An 18,278-nucleotide genomic window follows, 5' to 3' on the forward strand; every position below is an offset into this window, starting at 1 on the left:
AAAGAGAGGAATAAAAGAGATTTTGATGCGGTTCAGTTAAGCAAAAAAGTAGGTTGGGTGGAGCGATGGCGTAACTCAACAAAGTCTTGAGGATGTTGGGTTACGGCGCAACATAGATTTAGTGTGTCTCTACAAATACCCTTGTGCGCCTGCACCCAACCTACAATAACTCAGGTCAAAATCTCAAAACATACTAACTAGCAACAACTTCAACATCGATTTGCGCTGTTACTTCTGAGTGCAACTTGATTTCAGCCTTGTAAGTACCCAGCTTGCCAATGTCGGGGATGGTAATACCACGACGGTCAACTTCTAGGTTAGCAGCTGCTTGAATTGCATCGGCAACATCTTGAGTGGTGACAGTACCGAAGATGGCTTCGTTTTCACCAACTTGCTTGGCAATTTTCAAACTGCCAACTTTTTCTAAAGCTGCTTTTTGTTCTAAGGCTTGTTGTTTGAGTTCCAATTGCCGTTGACGTTCTTGTTCACGACGGCGTTCTACTTGTTTGAGAATACCAGGAGTAGCGCGGGTTGCCAAACTCTTGGGAATAAGGTAATTTCTAGCATAGCCAGGAGCAACTTCTACTAAGTCACCTAATTTGCCTAACTTGCTGACATCTTGAGTTAAAACTAACTGGACACGTTTCGCCATTGTTTTGTTGTTTTTCCTGTAAAATCTCAATAACTTGGGTTGCAGCCGGATAACCTACATGAGTGTAGCTGTATCCCAAGGGGCTTTGTCTATACCCTAAAGCTTACAGATCCTAGCGAAAGGCGGGGGGCGATCGCAACTGTTTCGCCGATCAAAAGTCAAAAATCATCAACAGCAATATTAAATCTTACTTAAAGATTTTGTGAACTTGCTTTTTAATCGTCCGTAATGTTGTTTCCCACTGGCTTGGTCTGGCTGGGGCGGGAATTGCCGCAGGTGGTATGGCGGGATTTAAATTGCGGTAATATTCCCAAATATCCCAATAAGGACAACCTGGTTGAATGCGAATCCCCGCCCAGTGGAGATATTGCAGGGGTTGATTAACAGCCGGATCAATCAAAATGTTACCCTGCCGTTGAAATTGTGGACTACCTGCCCAATTTCCTGGTGCTTTTCCTGGGCGACGCACCACATTAAAACGGCGCGGAATCCGTTTGAGCAACATATAGTTGATAATTGGTTGGTCAGAAGTCTTTTCAGAAAAATCGAAATAATCTGGATGGGCGGCACATTCAGTAAAGATTTCGTACAAATCTTGTTCAGAAATGAGGTTTTTCTTGGAAGCCCAAAAACCACCATTGAAAATATCTTTGACTTCAGCCTCAGTAAATACTTGATCTGTTAACACTTTCTCGCTGAAGACGTTTTTAATCCCGCCTGAATGTTGATAATCACAACAAATAAAATCTGTATTTGCCAAGTAATTGAGATTATCAACAATCTTTTCAAAGACCACAATATCTGTATCAATGTACAAAAATTCATCGAACTGTCCGAACCAACAAGCCTGTTTCCTAAATTGATTAGGACGGGCGAAAAATTGACCACCGAAAGTTTCGTGTAATCTTTTAGAAAGACGGTCGATAAATTCTAAATCTTCGTATAGCTGTACACCATAATATTGATTTAGTGTGGCGGCTATGTTGTGATAGTGATCATCATAAGGAATCATGACGATTGGTGTATCCGCATCATAAGCACGGATACTGTTGAGGAGTGCGATCGCATGATCTGTCACCTTATCATTAGCAATAATATAAATTCCGCGACTCATCTTATCTACCTTTTTTATCTGTGATTTTTCACAAAATTTGCTAACCAATTCATCAAGTTTAATTGGTGTAAAATTATTTGCCTAGCTTCGGCGATCGCATCTTTAGCCGCATACCAAGCATCAGGCGTAGCAGTGACTTCTTGAATGTAAGCAATGCCTTTTTCATCCAAGCTAGGTAATCTTAAAAAACTACCAGGCGGTAATAATTTATCCGCCGCAGAGCCACCATAATAAATTGGCAAACACCATGCTAATAAAGCATCCCAAAGTTTTTCACTCACATACCAATCATTATCTGCATAGTTTTCAACTGCTAAATTGTAATAATACGGAGACATACCATACCATTTATTACTCAATTCTCCTAGAGAATTTGACCAGGCAGGTAAATCACGTCCATATAAATCAAATTTGATTTGACTAGACTGCAAAGATTGTAAAAAATCTAAACGCTGGCGATGATTGGCTGTACGATTAATTCCCGAAGTAATCCAACTACAAGGTTTAACTTTAGCTGGTGGTGGCATTTCATTTAAATCCCGAAATGAATTATTGTGATACCAAATCGCTGGCATATATTCAGGAATTGGTGCAAAATCATCAGGGCCAGAAACATAACCGCAGTATTGTTGTGCGACTTTATAATTATTGATATTTTTTCCGACTACCTCATCTAAAGGCGGTTCTCGCATGAGGTAAATTATGCTTTCTTTACTAACTCCACGTAACAAAGAAGAAACATCTACCTGTTTTTTTTGTGGTTTCCTTCGCAGTTGATCTAACAAAGATGGCGGTTTAGTTGGTTCAGGAAAATCAAACTGATACATTAATAAAAAATCAGGCTTACTAGCTAAAGCCTGCATTTGAATATTTTGCCAAACACCGAAAGCATGAGGTGTTTGTTGCCACAGCCAATCGCCTCTAGTTTTTAAAGCGCCATAGCTGCTAATCATCCCAACAGTTTTTATTTCCATCTGATTATTTATGTCCCACTGCTAATCCTAATTTTTTCAGAATTCTTGTACCTAAACTCGGAGACGCATTGTAAGCTTTCGGTTTAGTGGTAAATTTTGGCCGCTTTTCTGGTTCGTGTAAATAGCGATAGTGTAAGAAAATATCTCTATAAGGAAAATCAATATTTTCTCCTTTACAAACCTGATGAAATAACTTAGAAGATAAGCCAATATAGTGAATATACGTCAATCGATTGCCTTTATCATAAAGGATGTTATCTTCTCCTAAAAAATGATTGGAAGTGACACAACATCCTGTTTTTTCATCAGCAGGTAGATGCAAGGCTAAGTTACAGCTAGAAATTCCTGAGCGCATAACCATATAATTGACAATAGTTTGGTCAGGAGCAAAAGGATAAAGAATTTCTGCTTCTCCTTGACGGAGATTTTCTAGTAGTGAATCTCGAAGTTCTAAAGGAAATATGTTTTTCCTAGAAGCGTAAAATCCAGAACAAAATATTTCTTTTTTGAGTCTTTCAACCGAAAATACTTCTGTTAATTTTGGTGATTTTTGTTGATATACATGAGATAAATCTGTATATTGAAAATCATATACTACCCAATCATGGTAATTTAGCTGATTAAAAATCTTATCCAGGGGACTCATCAATAAGGTATCAGCATCCATATAAACGAAGCGGTCAAAAGGCCCATCAAAAGCACCGTAACGTCGATGAGTTCCAAATCGATGATATTTTTCTTGGCTAACTTTTCGCCATTCTTGTTGAGCAGTAGGATGAGCATCCCATACATTACGCACAAATTCATCCCAGCAATGAATAGATTCCTGATTGTCGTAAATCTGCACATGAGGACGACAAGCAATTTCTTGAGTAATTTGCTCTATATTGTCATCATAAGGATATACGCAAACGGGCATTTCTTTCCCATAAATTGCTTCTATGCTATTGATTAAAGCAACTAGTTGGTCATAAACTTTATCATTAGCAAGAGTACAAATTCCATCCATATCAAATATCACCAAAGCTCTTAGGATTTATGAGAATTAATTAAGTTGTTGACGAAAAGGTTCATCAACATAACTGAGAATTTTAGCAGCGCGATTTTCCCAAGAAAATTGTTGGACAAATTCGATAGTTTGTAGATATCCTTCGATTTTTTTGGGATAAGTTTCTAAAACTTTTTGTAGGGCGGCGGCAAATTGATGTGGATTATCTGGCTCACACCAAGCTGCGATCGCTGGCGTATTCTTAAACTCTTCTAATGAAATAATTTCTGTCGCAACAATAGGATTTCCTGAAGCTAAATAATCAAATAGTTTTAAGGGAGAAGTAAAAGTAGATGCTGTCCCAGAGCAGTGGGGATGAGCTAAAACATCAGCAGCTTGCAATAAAGAAGCTAGTTCATGGTGGAGAACATAACCTAAGAAAGTGATATTATCTACCTGTTGAGATTGGGCTAATTTTCGATAATACTCAACTTCTTTTGGTTCACCACCCGCACAGACAAACTGAACATTAGGCATTTGTTGAGCAGCATCAATTAAGATATCAATACCTTTAAATTTCTTTAATGCTCCAGCATAAACTACTAATTGCGATCGCTGATTTTGTAACAGCTTTTGCCGCCATTCTGCTGCTTTTTCTGGCTGTCTTTGCATAAATAAACGATTAAATCCATTATGGATTTTAATCAATTTTTCCGGTGGCATACCATGTTGAATCATGCTTTGGCGGACTGTATCTGCAACTGTCACAGCAACTTGAAACAAAGGATGATTTACTATTTCTGGTTCAAATTGCTTATCTTCATGGTGGTGATGCTCATAAATTGCCGGAATCCTATATTTAATTGCAGCTTTGATAAAATTCCAATTCCAAGCATGGACAATTTTTGTAGTTGCCCGGATATAAAAAGGAAAATAATACTTGGTGGCGATGGTGTTAGAGTTAGTGAATTTACTTTTAAAGTAATCAATAGGCCAAGGCATTGGTAGCCTTGCTACTTGTAATTTATCTTGGAAATTGTAATATCTAATAAGATTTTCTGGGGGTTTTTGTGGTCGGAAAGGATGCAACAAATTAACCGGATTAATTGCTTGCCATCCTTGCTGAGGATAAATCAAAATTGTCGGATAACCCAAGTTAGCTGCTCCATTGGCGGCGTTAGCAGCCTGCACACTAGAAGCTGTGGGTTCAGGCAATTTTTCGAGAAAAAAGAAGTTATATTTTTTTTGCAAATTATGCTTTTTCATAACAGTTAGATTTTGTATTCAAGTTTTTCTAGTTGAGCGATGATATCAATCGTGTAATTGTAAGTATTTGAATGAAAAGTTATCGGTAAGCAATTTATTTCTATTGATTGTATTGAAAAATACCAAGCTAGTAACTGCGTAAATTAGAAATCATATTGTTATGAGTCAGCTAAATTATTTAATACTTGAGAGTAGTACCAATGATTACGTTCTCGACATTCATTAAGACTTTCAGGGTAAACCTTGCAGTCTTTTATATAATTCTGCCAATCGTCAGTTTTGCAAGAAAATTTATTTTCATACCTCAAATCTAAAACGGTTTTATTAAATAGTGAAAACTTAATTTTTGGTTGTAACCACTTTTGTACAGGAAAGATTGCGGGAGTATGTTTGAGTGTGTAGAACTTACTACTAAATGGAAAACATAAAACTTTCCTTCTGAGCAATGTTCCCCAATATGCCCCATGATAAGAGCTTGTTAATATGGTTGCACCAGAACCTAAAAAATTTAAAATTTCCTCAATATTTTGGCTATTATTAGTCATTATGGGAAAATCACGAATTTTTATTTGAAATTTTTTATGTGAAAAAACTACAAATTCATGTTTAATATCTCTTTTTTGGTCGAAAGCTGGGTGCATACAACTGGCGCAAGGAACCCAATTATGTTTATTGATGAAATCTCGAATGCCAATTAAATCAAAGTTTTCCAGATATTGAGAATAGTTAAAATCTCGTAATTCTTGATGCGAAAAAGAATGACCGTAAATTTGCTGACCAATGCCCCAAGCGATTAATTTTATACCAGTTTTAGCTTTAATCAGCTTTGAAAATGACTTTAAAAATGGAGAAAAGAAAAGTCCACCTCCGCCGACAATAATATATTTATCTCTTGCCTTATTGAGATCGATTTCTCTGATATCAGCTTGCTTAACAGTGTATCCAGGAAAATCAAAATATTTAGTAGGAGCCGAGGATAAGTCTCCGATATTTGTTGAATCAATGACATGGTAATTAATAATTGATTTCATGAAATTCGGTATTTAACAGATGTAAATACTCATCATATCATTATTGGTAACTCAATTTTTTGATCTAAATACTCAGTCACAGTTTCATTAATTTCTGACATAAATCTATGGGTGGAAAATAAGTTTTTCTGGTTAGTTAAAGATTGAATGAGCTTATTTTGCTGCTCAGAAATTTTTAAAACATCAATAATTTTTTCTACAGCTTCTGCTTCTGTATTGAAAAATAACTCTTGATTGTGCTGTCCCACAATTTCAACTTGTCCACCATCACCTCTCACAAAAGGAATTGCACCAGCTTTCACCATTTCTGCAATAGATATCCCAAACGGTTCTTTCTTGAAGTGAATTCCATATTTACATCTGGCGAGAACTTGAATATATTCTTTATATGGTAAGTTTTCGTGTACTGTTATCCAGGAAGAGTTTTCCGATACTAAATTTTTAATTAAATTAGTGTATTGCCATTCATAGATACCGCCACCTCCACCCGTGATGTGAAGTTTGATATCAAAGCCTTGTTCACGAACTAATTTGAGGATTTTAATAACTCTGTGCGGTTCTTTTGCTTTCACAATTCTACCGCTACAAATAAATGCGTCTTCTTTTTCATGCCAAGGTAGATTAGGCACATCAATTACCACAGGAGGGTAAACTACCTTAGCATCAATGCCGTAAGTTTTTTTCACGACATCTGCCACACAATAAGAATTAGCTATGGAAAGATTTTGAGAAATTTGTGCTTCTGAAAAATTGGATATTTTTCGATGAAAATGTGTTCCTTCTAGGACTTTAACCCAGTGGATATACTGGATGCCGACTTGACCCATATCTACTGCATTATATCCCGATAATACTAGGTCATATTCTTGACTATGCTGTTTAAAAAATCGAATTAAAAGATGGAAAAATGCCATTCTGATATTTTTGCTGTTAGCCATCATGAAGTAGCAAAAATTGGTGATCAGATCAGGCAGAAGATATTTAATTTTAATATCTTCATTTAAGATACTAGTTCCATACATCAAATTTAATCTGTCAATTTCAACTTTTCCAAGTGTAAATAAGGTTAAATCATATTTATCTTTTAATGCTTGGATAATCCATAGTCCTACTGCTTCAGCACCACCACCCATAAAATATGGGTAGTATATAGCTATTTTTTTCATAAATTAATACTCTGAATATGCGATAATTAATATTATCTGGTATAAAAAATATCGTCAATGTGGTGAATACTTATTATTTTAAATTATATTTTTCCATTCGCTCTACCTTATCTAATAAACAAATAGCTAGGTGATAAGCATCAGTAATTAATTTATTTTGTTCTTGAATATTATCTACCAACCCATCTGCAAGTGAACCTAAATCACTCAATATATTATTGATTGGTCTTGGGAATTCATCTAAGATTTGCTCGTCTTTTGGCTCTGCCAATGATGATGATTGTAAATTGATTTGGAGTCTGATAGTTTCTTCAAAAATTTCAATGTATGTAATAATTTTTAATGCAGACTTATAAGCTTCATTTAAGAGTTCTTGACGTTCTTTAGAATTATCTATTAGTCCGTCCATTAGCAATCCCAAACAACCAATCATTGAATTTAGCCGCGTCCGAATTTCGTAAGATACACGAGTAAAGGTTGGATGAGATTTTTGAGATTTTTCTTCTTGTTCCCCAAATTGCATTGAATAAAGACGTGAATAGTACCCATTCTTCTGTAAAAGCTCTTCATGGGTTCCTAATTCAACTACACGCCCTTGATCAAATACGGCAATTTGATCTGCTTTTTGTACCGTAGAAAGACGGTGTGCAATGACTAAGGTTGTACGATCGCGGCTGAGTTCATCTATTGCTGCTTGTACCAAACGTTCAGAAACAGTGTCTAATGCAGAAGTAGCTTCATCTAAAATCAAAATTTCGGGATTTTGCAGCAAAGCACGGGCTATAGCCAAGCGTTGGCGCTGTCCACCAGATAACATTACGCCGCGATCGCCTACCATAGTGTCAAATTCTTGGGGCAGTTTACAAATAAATTCATAGGCGTTGGCACGTTTACTGGCTATCACAATGTCTTCATCACTAGCATCTGGTTGTCCGTAGGCAATATTATTTTTTATCGAGTTATTAAAAAGAAAGGTATCTTGACTGACAATACCCATTGCTTTTCGTATAGATGTGATGTCAAATTGACGTAAATCAACCCCATCGATGGTAATACAACCAGATATGGGGTCATAAAATCTGGGTAATAAATCAGCTAAAGTTGATTTACCAGCACCAGAAGTACCTACTAAAGCTAAAGTAGTACCTCTTGGTAAATATACATCTACATCTTTTAATACCAACTTTTCATGATTAGGATAGGCAAAAGATATCTGATTAAAATGGATGCCTTTCTCTAGCTTTGTGTATATCTTTTGACCATTGACCATGAAAGGCTTATTATCACGGCGTAAAAAATCAGCAGCAATATCCACACTGGCAGAATTATTGGCAAAACTACTACGCAGAGTATTTAATTGTGACACAATTGGCAGTAGTCTCAGCAGTATTAATAGATATGTCAGCAAAACTGCTGATAATGAAGCAATTTGATCTGCAAATAATATTCTTCCTAGTAGGATAATGATGATTAAAGATATGACTCCAGAAACTTCACTTGTTGGGGCAATAATTTCAGAATTAGCCTGAGACTTAAATTCTGCTATTTCACGATTATGAATTAGATCAGTGATGTTTTTATATGTGCTTTCTTCATTAGCTTTTGTCTTGACTAAACGAATACCACTTAAGGTTTCTATTAAGGTATTCGTCAGCTTTTTAGACATATTAGAAAGCACTTCACCAAAATGTTTTGATCTCGAAACAGCATATTGATTTAATAAAGTAATAAAAGATAGTAGAATTGTTGTACAAATAGTTAGTTGCCAAGAAATAGATAACAGGAAAAATATAAATACTAAAATTGTTATTGCCAAAATTAATAATTTAATCAAATTATTAATAGAGGCAGCCGCACGAGGAATTTCAGCATTAATACTATTCATTAAATCGCCAATTTTTGTCTTGGCATAATAATTAATATCAACATCCAATAATATTTTTATTGCTGCTTTTCGCATATCTGATGTCAATGTGCGAGCTACAGAACTAGAAGATAAACTACTAGCATATACGGCCGCATTTTTTAAAAAAATTGTAAATATAATTGCTCCTGCCATTACGAAAGTACGATAATTAGCTGGGACATTACTAAAAGGCAACATTATACTTTTAATAATAGGCGGCGCATTAGTTAAATCTATCTCTTGACCTACAATTCTTAGAACTATAGGTACGATCATGGCTGTGCCAATCCCATTAAATAATGCTCCTGAAAATCCCAAAATTACTGTAATAATAATTCTGTAGGGGTAAGGCTTAATAAATTTTATTAATTGTTTGATAGTAGACATAAATTATTTATTTTTGACAAGCTTTTTATTAATATATATACATGAATTTTCATGTGAAAACCTATGCCTGTAAACTAGAAAAAAGTTGCGATAAAATTGATTTCATAGTATCAATGCTATAGTACTCAATACATCTTTCTCTAGCCATTTTTCCTTTTTCATAAGCATTATCCAAATTCTGAAATATTTCTTGAATTTTTTCAGCTATTTGTTCAGGACAACTAGATTCAACTAAATAACCATTTCCTCCTAAAATTTCAGGAATATCTCCGACTTTAGTAGCCAATATAGGTTTTGCCATTGCCATTCCATCTGTGAGTTTCAGAGGGAATTGAGCTAAAGCAGCTGGTGTATTTCTCTGCGGGACGACAATGACGTGGGCTGCGGCGACAATTTGGGGCATTTCTTGGGAGGGATACTTTGGTAACTTAATAATCCAACGTCCCCATTTTTCCATAAGTTGGGCATCATAATCGTCATAGGGACTGCCACCCACAATTACTAGCTTTAAATCCGGCTCATTAAGTTTGTCTAATGCTATCAATACATCTTCCACACCTTTGTATGGTCTTGGCGCACCAGGAAACATTAACACTCGATACTCAGAGAGTCCATAACGCGCCCTACTTTCTTCAGGATTATAAAGACTGGGATTAAACAGATTGGTATCTTTTCCATTGGGCAAGTAAACCCCACCAAACCGCTCTTTTAAAAATTGAGTGTGAACTGTAATCACATTAGCTTTATTTGCCATACCTTCCACTGTTTTTAAATAGAGTGGATGATCTGGATATCTTAAAGCTCCATCTTTTTTGAAAATGTCTCGCAAAAATTGCTTGGCTGAAGGGCGATATTGCCATTTTTCACCGCCATACCAACTTAATTCCCAATCATCTATATCTAAAATTACTGGTCGATGAGTTTTTAATTTTTGCAGCAAAGCTAAACCGAAAGTGGTGGGCTTCGGTCGCATAGCATAAATGATATCACCATCTAACTTTTTCAGAAGTTGAGATGCTGATTGAAGAAATTGGGGATAGTTATAGCCTGTAATATGGCTAACTAAAACTTCAGATTGAGGGATTACTGCTGGCTCATCACCAAAATTAAAGCCAAGGATTTCTACTTGATAATCAAGTTTTTGGAGGGCTTGCGCTATTAAAAAAGAGCGAACACCTCCGCCTCCCCATCTTCCTGCTCCAGCACTTGAGAGGTCGCTAACCAGAATTGAGACTTTTAATTGATGTTTGCTTTGTTTTTGATGCACAATATTTTATATTTATAATCTTGGCAAAAAATTATTTAATGATAAATTTACTACTAAAATTATAGGCTACCAATCGATCAGTTTTAACTGTCCTGTTTGAATCTGATCTAAGATGCGGTTAATCTGGCGGCGGACTCTATCGTTAATTTGACCATTAGCAAATACTTGAGAAAGCAGCAAGGTATGGTCTTGACGACTCAGCTTTCCGGATGAAATGATTTTATCTACGATTTTTTTAATAGCAATTTCTGATTGACTATCAACACTAATGTAGATAGACGGGCGATCGCTCATTATTTCTCCTCAAAAATCCAAAAAATCACGGGTATCTTTGTTCACTGAAGTATAGGTAAATGCACCCCAGCTCAAGATTAATTTCGGTAGTCAATAGCAAATATGTACACCCGTTGATAACAGTCTTTTTAGCGATTTCTAGAACTAAAAAGAATACAATCAATCTAACTTCGGACTTACTGATACTCCCAGAGGATTTTTACTGATAAAAATCACAGTTTTTTAGGAGTTTTTACGATGTTATCAGTATAAACACGGTTGTAGCTGAATATAGCTCGTGCAGTTTACCCGCTAGAATAAATAAAACCAAAAGTTTACAGTATCTCAAAAAGTACTAGGAATTAATTATTTCAGGGAGTTAAGAGGAAATGCGGGTATTCCGTCTGGAGGCACTCTCAGATAACTACATATTCTTACTGCACAATAGTCAAGAAAATATTGCCGCAGTTGTTGATCCAGCCGAGGCTGAACCAGTGCTGCACAAACTGGCAGAACTGAATGCTGAGTTAGTTGCTATTTTTAATACTCACCATCATCATGATCATGTTGGTGGCAATCAACAGTTAATGCAACGCTTCCCGAAACTCACCGTGTATGGTGGGGCTGAGGATAAAGGCAGGATTCCCGGACAGCAGATATTTCTCCAACAAGGCGATCGCGTTTTGTTTGGCGATCGCACCGCAGAAGTCATCTTTGTTCCCGGACACACCCGCGCCCATATTGCCTATTATTTTCCACCCCAAACAGCAGACGAACCGGGAGAATTATTTTGTGGGGATACTTTATTTGCTGGTGGTTGTGGTCGCTTATTTGAAGGCACACCCACACAAATGGTCGCATCCTTAGAAAAACTCCGTTCCCTCCCAGATAATACCCATGTTTGGTGCGCCCATGAGTATACCTTAAAAAATTTACAATTTGCCCTGACTGTAGATAGTGATAACACTGACTTACAACAACGCTACGCAGAAGTTAAAACCTTTCGCAATCAAGGTAAAGCCACCGTCCCCTCCCTGCTGGGAGTAGAAAAGCGTACCAATCCTTTTTTGCGTTGGGAACAACCATCCCTACAAACAGCCGCCAAAAGTAACGATGCAGTGCAAACATTCGCCCGTATTCGCGGAATGAAAGATCAGTTTTAACTAGTACAACAAGGCAAAAGTAAAAAGTCAAAAGGAAAAAGAAAGAAAAGTGATACCACAAGCCTTTTAGCAATTTCTTATGGTCACTGAGCCTACTTGTACTGAGCGCAGCCGAAGTAGCCGAAGTGTAGTCTGTTTATTTACGCCGACCTGTACTAGTAGTCATTTGTTTATCCCCCTTGTCTCCCTTGTCCCCCTTCCCCCCCTTGTCTCCCTTGTCCCCCTTCCCCACTTCCCATGTCCTACGCTTCCGCCTTTAGTCCCAACTACACTGCTGCACGATATCGATTTTGTGCGGCGGCGCAGGCTTTGGGTTGTCAATTAGAAACATATTCCATTGACCAAACAGGCCCGGATGAGGAGGACTTAACTATTGATGTGGCAATCTTAGGAGACGTTCAACCTGAGCAAATTTTGGTTGTTTCTAGTGGCTTGCATGGGGTTGAGGGTTTTTTTGGTTCGGCTGTTCAATGTGCTTTGTTAGAAGAACGTCTGATTGGTTGGTGTCCCAGTCCAAAAACTGCTTTGGTGCTGTTACATGCTTTAAATCCCTATGGTTTTGCTTGGGGAAGGCGTGGGAATGAGGAAAATATAGACCTTAACCGTAATTTCCTGCTACCAAATGAGGAATATACAGGTAGTCCAGAAAAGTACGGGGAATTGAATAGCTTCTTTAACCCAACTTCACCGCCTTCACCCTTTGAACCGTTTTTGATCAAAGCGATCGCTACTATTTTCCATCACGGCATTAATTCTTTGATCAATACCTTACCTGTAGGACAATACGATTTTCCCCAAGGGCTATTTTTTGGTGGACAAAGGCCAGCTAAAACATATCAAATCTTAGCGGACAATCTTCCCCGATGGATTGGTGATGCAAAAAATGTTCTGCATATTGATTTACACACTGGTTTTGGGAAAAAAGGGACTTATAAACTGTTTATTGATGACCCTCCTAATTCCACATCAGCCGAGTGGTTAATTGAAAAGTTTGGTGCTGATGTCGTTGAACCCTATCAACCAGACGGGAAGATTTATAAAATTCGTGGGGGTTTAGGAACTTGGTGTCAGGCGATGTTTCCTCAGTGTAATTACAAGTTTCTCACGGCGGAATTCGGCACTTACCCAGTTATCCAAGTTGTTGAAGCATTACGGGCAGAAAATCGGGCTTATTTTTATTCGCCGCCAGAACACTCATCCAGAATATGGACACGCCAACGACTAGAAGAAATGTTTGCACCCGCAGATATAAATTGGCGGAATACTGTAGTTTGCAGAGGTATTGATTTAATCGAAAAAGCAATTGAGGTTTGCTTTCCTACTGAAGTAATTTAATTTATAGCAGAAGGCATAAGGCAGGAGGTTTTTCCCAACTTCAGCTTGATTTTTGACTTTCCATTCCTCATGACTTTGGTTTTTTATTATAGCGGTTCTCATTCCAGTGAGGTACATTTTCCTAGTCTCTAGCCTCTAGTCTCTTTTCTTTATCTACTTGTACTGTACTCAACCAAGAAACGCTATAAGACGTATATTTCCATATTTTCCTGTTCCCTGTTCCCTACCTCCACGAATGAATTTAATTTTGTGCAACTACTTATGGATTTAAATGAATTCTCACCCAATCAACCAGTAATTCTTGGCTTCGACCCTGGTAAAGATAAGTGTGGTTTAGCTGTGATGGGATTAGACAGACAGCTACATTATCATCAAGTTGTACCTGCATCAGCAGCGATCGCTAGTATAGAAACACTCAGACAACAATACCCTGTTTCTTTACTTGTCATGGGTAATCAAACCACAGCCAAGCAGTGGAAACAAAAATTACAACAAGAATTATTACAAACATTAAATATCATGTTAGTAGATGAGCGATATTCTACTTTAGAAGCACGCGATCGCTATTGGCAGATGTATCCACCCCAAGGACTAACAAAACTATTGCCAAAAGGAATGCGCCAACCACCAAGACCGATAGATGACATTGTGGCTATCTTATTAATTGAAAGATATTTAAATCGTCTGACAGAATCAACTGTTAATAGGCAATAGTGAATCTCTCCCTTATCCCTGATTTCTTTACAGTTCTGCTCGGATAGTAAAAGCATAATCTCCTCCTGGTTCTAGCTGATAATCTTGTTTTTCTAAAAAGCGACCAAGAGGTTCTTTAATTAAAGCGCGACCTTGGGAGGGTTTCACCGACAGTTCTCCACGGCGGAAATGCCATTGGAAATGCCATTCAAAATCTCCGGCGCTGACTTCGCCCTCAAGAAACCCATGTTGCCAGGATTGGCGTGTGATTTTAACATGGGCAGTAGTTTCTGGCAAACGTTTTGCACTCACAATGCTTTAGATAAAATAGCAAACAACGCAGTCTATTTCTTTTATTTACCAAACTTCGCCGCGATCGACAAACTAACAAAAGATAGCTTTAACAGTTTTTTGAATAGCCAAACGTCTGACATTATAAATAAACCTTGCCAACACTGGGGAGTAAGGGTCTCAAAAAATCAAAAAAGTCATCACATTATGATGACTTGACTCATCCAAAAGTATAGTTATGGCAAATGTTACATTTATCTATTGGATTTCTCTCCTTAGTTGCATTGATGAATTGAATGCGTGCTATTCCATACACATCCATTTCTGAGGATTTCTTATTTTCCTCTGCTTAGAGTGCTTAAAGAGCGATATATCATTTAGGATTGCTATAAAACTCATACCATTTTGGATTTTAGATTTTGTGAAAAGTTGCGTGGGCGGGTTCCCCCAATACCTTTCGGTTAAGATATCTCTTCGTTGAGGCAACAGGGGGCGGAGGAGCTTCAGGGCAGGGGAGAGAGTACCTTCATTCTCCCTTGCTCCCCTGCTCCCTTGCTTACCTTCACAAGTGAATCCCTTATCCGAAAAGTATTGCGGGTTCCCCGACTTGAGCAAACTTTTCAAGACAGATTTTGGATTGAGTAAGGGTTGATTGGTAAGCTTTTGAGTCATCCATCTGTCGCAATCATTTTTTAATTTGGTATCATATTTGATTTGGGAAAAAATCAGTAAACTCAGATCAGGCTTCTTTCCTAATCCCGACTCCCCATTCCCTATTCCCTACCTACACAAATAAATTCAGAAATCAAACCGGATTCCTATATAAGAGTTTGAGAGAGTTCTTGCATAAGTACCAGTAAATACTCACAACTCACTACTCATTTGAATATCTGCCCACTTCACACCTGCGAGGCTTGGTAATACTAGATGGGCTGCACCGACACGTTCAACAGGGCCTAGTCCTACTGTCCACATACCCCCGGCTAAGGCGGCTTCTATGCCGGCGGCAGCATCTTCGACGACTACACATTGTTGTGGTTGTAGTCCGAGTTCTTTGGCGGCGTATAGAAATAAATCCGGTGCGGGTTTGGGTTTCTGCACACTATAACCATCTGCGATCGCATCTACTTTATCAGCAATGCCCAATAACTCAACTACAGTACGGGCATTTTTACTGGCTGAACCGATAGCAGTCTTAATTCCAGCTTGCCGTAACTCGTCCAAAAGTGCGATCGCACCTGGCAATAAATCTTTAGATGTGACATGGTGAATTAATTCTACATAGTAGTTATTTTTACGCTCCATCATTTCTTGAATTTGTGCTTCGGAATACTTGCGATCGCCAATAATCAACATCAAAGATTCACGCCGTGACACACCCCGCAAAGCTTCATTTGCTTGGCGATTAAAGGGAATACCCTCTTCATCAGCTAACCTTTGCCAAGCTTGATAGTGATACTCCGCCGTATCAGTTAACACACCATCCAAATCAAAAATTACACCCCGAATATCCACCATTCTTCCTTGTTCCCCTTCTCCCTGATGCAAATCAAACTCATGCCACTCCCCACGCCAATGAAGTTTAAATTTCAGTCGCGTCCAGTGAGAAGGTAAATGGGGGTTGGCTACGGGGCTATTTTCTGTTAACTGAATGCCACCAAAGCCAAAAACTACAGCTTGCCATACACCGCCCGCACTTGCACCGTGAATACCATCGTTGGTGTTCCCGCGACTGTCTTCTAAATCCACCATTGCGGCTTGCATAAATTGTTTGTAAGCTGTTGTCGATTCACCGACATCAGAGGCGATGATGGCGTGAATTGCCGGGCCGAGGGATGAACCGTAGGTAATATCTGTGCGGGGTGCGTAGTAGTCCCAATTTGCTTGTAAGGATTGGGGGTTGTAGGGAAAATCTGCTGATTCCCGCATTAAATACAGCAGCATCAACACATCTGGCTGTTTCAGGACTTGTCGCTTGTTGCCTTCTTCAATGCCTAAAATTGCTTGGATGGAACGCTGACGGGGTTCGTATTCGTCTAAGTTAATATCTTGGAGTTGAAAAAATCCCTCAAACTGCTCAATTAGTCCAGTTTCTGGGTCGTAGGGAATCCAGATTTTAGCAATTATATCTTGCCAATGCGATCGCACTTCGGATGTAATTTGCAGTTGCTTGGCTAATTCCGTCGCTCGTTCGGGGAAGTTTTGCCGTAGCCAATCATCAATAAATAGTGCTTTTTCTAAATGCCATTGCACCATCCGGTTAGTAAAGGTGTTGTTGTGAACCAATTCGTGATACTCATCGGCTCCAATGACTGCGCGAATTTCGTAGCGTTCTTGTTCTGAATTATACTCAACTCGACTCGCCCAAAAGATAGCTGTATCTAAAACAATTTCTGCACCGCAATCACGCAGCCACTCATTATCACCCGTGGCTAACCAATAATACCAAACAGCATAGGTAATATCTGCACTAATATGAATTTCGCGATCGCGGCACCAAATTCTGATATCTTCACCATAAAAATCATTGGGAAGTGACCATCTAGGTGTAACTTCATCGCCAGTGTCGGCACTTTCCCAAGCGTACATCGCGCCTTTGTAGCCAGAATGCAAGGCTTTACGTCTAGCACCTGCTAAAGTGTGGTAGCGGTAAGTTAGTAAGTTGCGTGCGATCGCAGGCTGGGTAAATGTAAAAAATGGCAGGATAAAAATTTCTGTATCCCAAAAAACATGACCCCGATAGCCAAACCCAGAAAGAGTTTTGGCGGGAATACTCACTTTATCGTCATGGCGAGGCGCAGCAATTAACAGTTGAAAAATATTGTAACGAATTGCAAAAGCCGCAGTATTATCACCTTCTAGCAAAATATCACTCTGCTGCCAAACTGCATCCCAGGCTTGAGTATGTGCATTGCGGAGGGTTTCGTAGTTGGAAATTTGAGCTAGTTTTTCTTGCGCTGCTTTGACTGGTGTCTCAATTTCCCGTGAGGTAAAGACTGTGACGATTTTTTCCACTGTCACAGTTTGCTGTGATTTGGTGAGAAAGGTCGCATTTAAGGAAGGATAACCAGGCGCAGTATTAACTTGGATAGATGCTTCCGTTCCTGATACGGTCATCTTGGCTGCCATACCAATCGTAATTCGTGAGCCACGAGTCCGGCTATGCAACCAGATGCCATGTTCAGTTTTACCTTGGTCTAAATCTACCCAATGATTGAATCCTTGATTTTCAGGATAACCATTGATGCTACCTTGCACTTCAATCAATCCGTCAAAATCTAACGGCGTTAACTGACAGCGTTGACACAAAATATGCTGATCTGCAAAACTAGCGAAACGTTGAAAGTCCATATTTATAGTTTTGCCGGTGGGAGTGCGCCAACGTAAAGAACGGCTGAGGAGTCCGTGACGCACATCCAGCACTCGCTCGTAATGAGTAATTTCTCCTTCGTTGAGGCGGAAGCGATTACCATCAATAATTACTACCATTGGTAGCCAATCAGGACAGTTGGCAAGTTCTGTATATACTACAGGCACATCATCATAGACACCGTGGATAAAAGTAGCCGGCAATTCACGCGGATAGTCTCTTTCAAAACTGCCGCGTGTGCCTAAATAGCCGTTGCCAATGGTAAAAATAGTTTCTCTAGAATGTATTTGTTCGGGGTCAAACTGGGTTTCAGTTAACGTCCAGTCTGTATAGATAAAATTATCAGTAATAGTTTTGGTATCCATTGTTTAGATTCAATTCCAAATGCGAGGTTAGAGGCTA

15 protein-coding genes are annotated in these 18,278 nt (G+C 38.5%); 3 read left to right on the forward strand and 12 right to left on the reverse strand.

Features of this window, described 5'->3' with window-relative positions:
* Positions 1-193: 193 nt before the first annotated feature.
* The 10 genes from rplI to H6G77_RS00145 all read right to left on the reverse strand — a co-directional run bounded on the left by rplI (position 194) and on the right by H6G77_RS00145 (position 11,045).
* Positions 194-652, reverse strand: a complete 459-nt coding sequence (gene rplI / locus H6G77_RS00100) for a 50S ribosomal protein L9 (protein ID WP_190672363.1) — start codon at positions 650-652, stop codon at positions 194-196.
* Between the two features lie 187 nt (positions 653-839).
* Complete coding sequence (locus H6G77_RS00105) at positions 840-1,766, reverse strand: Npun_R2821/Npun_R2822 family protein (RefSeq protein WP_190870524.1); 927 nt, start codon at positions 1,764-1,766, stop codon at positions 840-842.
* 14 nt (positions 1,767-1,780) lie between these two features.
* A complete protein-coding gene (locus H6G77_RS00110; protein WP_190672368.1) occupies positions 1,781-2,740 on the reverse strand; it encodes a glycosyltransferase family 10 domain-containing protein in 960 nt (319 codons plus the stop codon).
* A 4-nt stretch (positions 2,741-2,744) separates the two neighbouring features.
* Positions 2,745-3,749, reverse strand: a complete 1,005-nt coding sequence (locus tag H6G77_RS00115; protein WP_190870525.1) for an Npun_R2821/Npun_R2822 family protein — start codon at positions 3,747-3,749, stop codon at positions 2,745-2,747.
* A gap of 36 nt (positions 3,750-3,785) precedes the next feature.
* Positions 3,786-4,994: a glycosyltransferase family 4 protein gene (locus tag H6G77_RS00120; RefSeq protein ID WP_190870526.1), complete on the reverse strand. Its 1,209-nt coding sequence runs from the start codon at positions 4,992-4,994 to the stop codon at positions 3,786-3,788.
* Positions 4,995-5,152: 158 nt separating this feature from the next.
* On the reverse strand, positions 5,153-6,025 hold the full coding sequence (locus tag H6G77_RS00125) for a polysaccharide pyruvyl transferase family protein (protein ID WP_190870527.1): 873 nt from the start codon (positions 6,023-6,025) through the stop codon (positions 5,153-5,155).
* 32 nt (positions 6,026-6,057) lie between these two features.
* On the reverse strand, positions 6,058-7,191 hold the full coding sequence (locus tag H6G77_RS00130) for a glycosyltransferase (protein WP_190672377.1): 1,134 nt from the start codon (positions 7,189-7,191) through the stop codon (positions 6,058-6,060).
* A 73-nt stretch (positions 7,192-7,264) separates the two neighbouring features.
* Positions 7,265-9,484 (reverse strand): ABC transporter ATP-binding protein/permease, encoded by a 2,220-nt coding sequence (locus H6G77_RS00135; protein ID WP_190870528.1) that lies wholly within the window; start codon positions 9,482-9,484, stop codon positions 7,265-7,267.
* Positions 9,485-9,545: 61 nt separating this feature from the next.
* On the reverse strand, positions 9,546-10,751 hold the full coding sequence (locus tag H6G77_RS00140) for a glycosyltransferase family 4 protein (protein WP_190592248.1): 1,206 nt from the start codon (positions 10,749-10,751) through the stop codon (positions 9,546-9,548).
* Between the two features lie 66 nt (positions 10,752-10,817).
* A complete protein-coding gene (locus H6G77_RS00145) occupies positions 10,818-11,045 on the reverse strand; it encodes a hypothetical protein (RefSeq protein WP_190592247.1) in 228 nt (75 codons plus the stop codon).
* A 368-nt stretch (positions 11,046-11,413) separates the two neighbouring features.
* Here H6G77_RS00145 and gloB point away from each other — a divergent pair, with 368 nt between their 5' ends.
* The 3 genes from gloB to H6G77_RS00160 all read left to right on the forward strand — a co-directional run bounded on the left by gloB (position 11,414) and on the right by H6G77_RS00160 (position 14,236).
* Positions 11,414-12,187, forward strand: coding sequence for a hydroxyacylglutathione hydrolase (gene gloB, locus H6G77_RS00150; RefSeq protein WP_190592246.1), 774 nt, complete (start codon positions 11,414-11,416; stop codon positions 12,185-12,187).
* 237 nt (positions 12,188-12,424) lie between these two features.
* A complete protein-coding gene (locus H6G77_RS00155; RefSeq protein ID WP_190870529.1) occupies positions 12,425-13,522 on the forward strand; it encodes a DUF2817 domain-containing protein in 1,098 nt (365 codons plus the stop codon).
* A 261-nt stretch (positions 13,523-13,783) separates the two neighbouring features.
* Entirely contained in the window at positions 13,784-14,236 is a 453-nt protein-coding gene (locus H6G77_RS00160) for a pre-16S rRNA-processing nuclease YqgF (protein ID WP_190592244.1), read from the forward strand.
* A gap of 27 nt (positions 14,237-14,263) precedes the next feature.
* On the opposite strand, the gene H6G77_RS00165 is transcribed toward H6G77_RS00160, so the two are convergent.
* On the reverse strand, positions 14,264-14,527 hold the full coding sequence (locus tag H6G77_RS00165; protein WP_190592243.1) for a DUF3146 family protein: 264 nt from the start codon (positions 14,525-14,527) through the stop codon (positions 14,264-14,266).
* An 843-nt stretch (positions 14,528-15,370) separates the two neighbouring features.
* Positions 15,371-18,241 (reverse strand): beta-phosphoglucomutase, encoded by a 2,871-nt coding sequence (gene pgmB / locus H6G77_RS00170; RefSeq protein WP_190870530.1) that lies wholly within the window; start codon positions 18,239-18,241, stop codon positions 15,371-15,373.
* Positions 18,242-18,278 lie beyond the last annotated feature (37 nt).

Origin of the sequence: Aulosira sp. FACHB-615, assembly GCF_014698045.1 — a bacterium.
Taxonomy (GTDB): Bacteria; Cyanobacteriota; Cyanobacteriia; order Cyanobacteriales; family Nostocaceae; genus Nostoc_B.

Coding starts and splice junctions, on each gene's coding strand:
- rplI (WP_190672363.1), bottom strand. CDS start 652: ATGGCGAAACGTGTCCAGTTAGTTTTAACTCAAGATGTCAGCAAGTTA.
- H6G77_RS00155 (WP_190870529.1), top strand. CDS start 12,425: ATGTCCTACGCTTCCGCCTTTAGTCCCAACTACACTGCTGCACGATAT.
- H6G77_RS00125 (WP_190870527.1), bottom strand. CDS start 6,025: ATGAAATCAATTATTAATTACCATGTCATTGATTCAACAAATATCGGA.
- H6G77_RS00160 (WP_190592244.1), top strand. CDS start 13,784: ATGGATTTAAATGAATTCTCACCCAATCAACCAGTAATTCTTGGCTTC.
- pgmB (WP_190870530.1), bottom strand. CDS start 18,241: ATGGATACCAAAACTATTACTGATAATTTTATCTATACAGACTGGACG.
- gloB (WP_190592246.1), top strand. CDS start 11,414: ATGCGGGTATTCCGTCTGGAGGCACTCTCAGATAACTACATATTCTTA.
- H6G77_RS00145 (WP_190592247.1), bottom strand. CDS start 11,045: ATGAGCGATCGCCCGTCTATCTACATTAGTGTTGATAGTCAATCAGAA.
- H6G77_RS00130 (WP_190672377.1), bottom strand. CDS start 7,191: ATGAAAAAAATAGCTATATACTACCCATATTTTATGGGTGGTGGTGCT.
- H6G77_RS00110 (WP_190672368.1), bottom strand. CDS start 2,740: ATGGAAATAAAAACTGTTGGGATGATTAGCAGCTATGGCGCTTTAAAA.
- H6G77_RS00115 (WP_190870525.1), bottom strand. CDS start 3,749: ATGGATGGAATTTGTACTCTTGCTAATGATAAAGTTTATGACCAACTA.
- H6G77_RS00135 (WP_190870528.1), bottom strand. CDS start 9,484: ATGTCTACTATCAAACAATTAATAAAATTTATTAAGCCTTACCCCTAC.
- H6G77_RS00120 (WP_190870526.1), bottom strand. CDS start 4,994: ATGAAAAAGCATAATTTGCAAAAAAAATATAACTTCTTTTTTCTCGAA.
- H6G77_RS00105 (WP_190870524.1), bottom strand. CDS start 1,766: ATGAGTCGCGGAATTTATATTATTGCTAATGATAAGGTGACAGATCAT.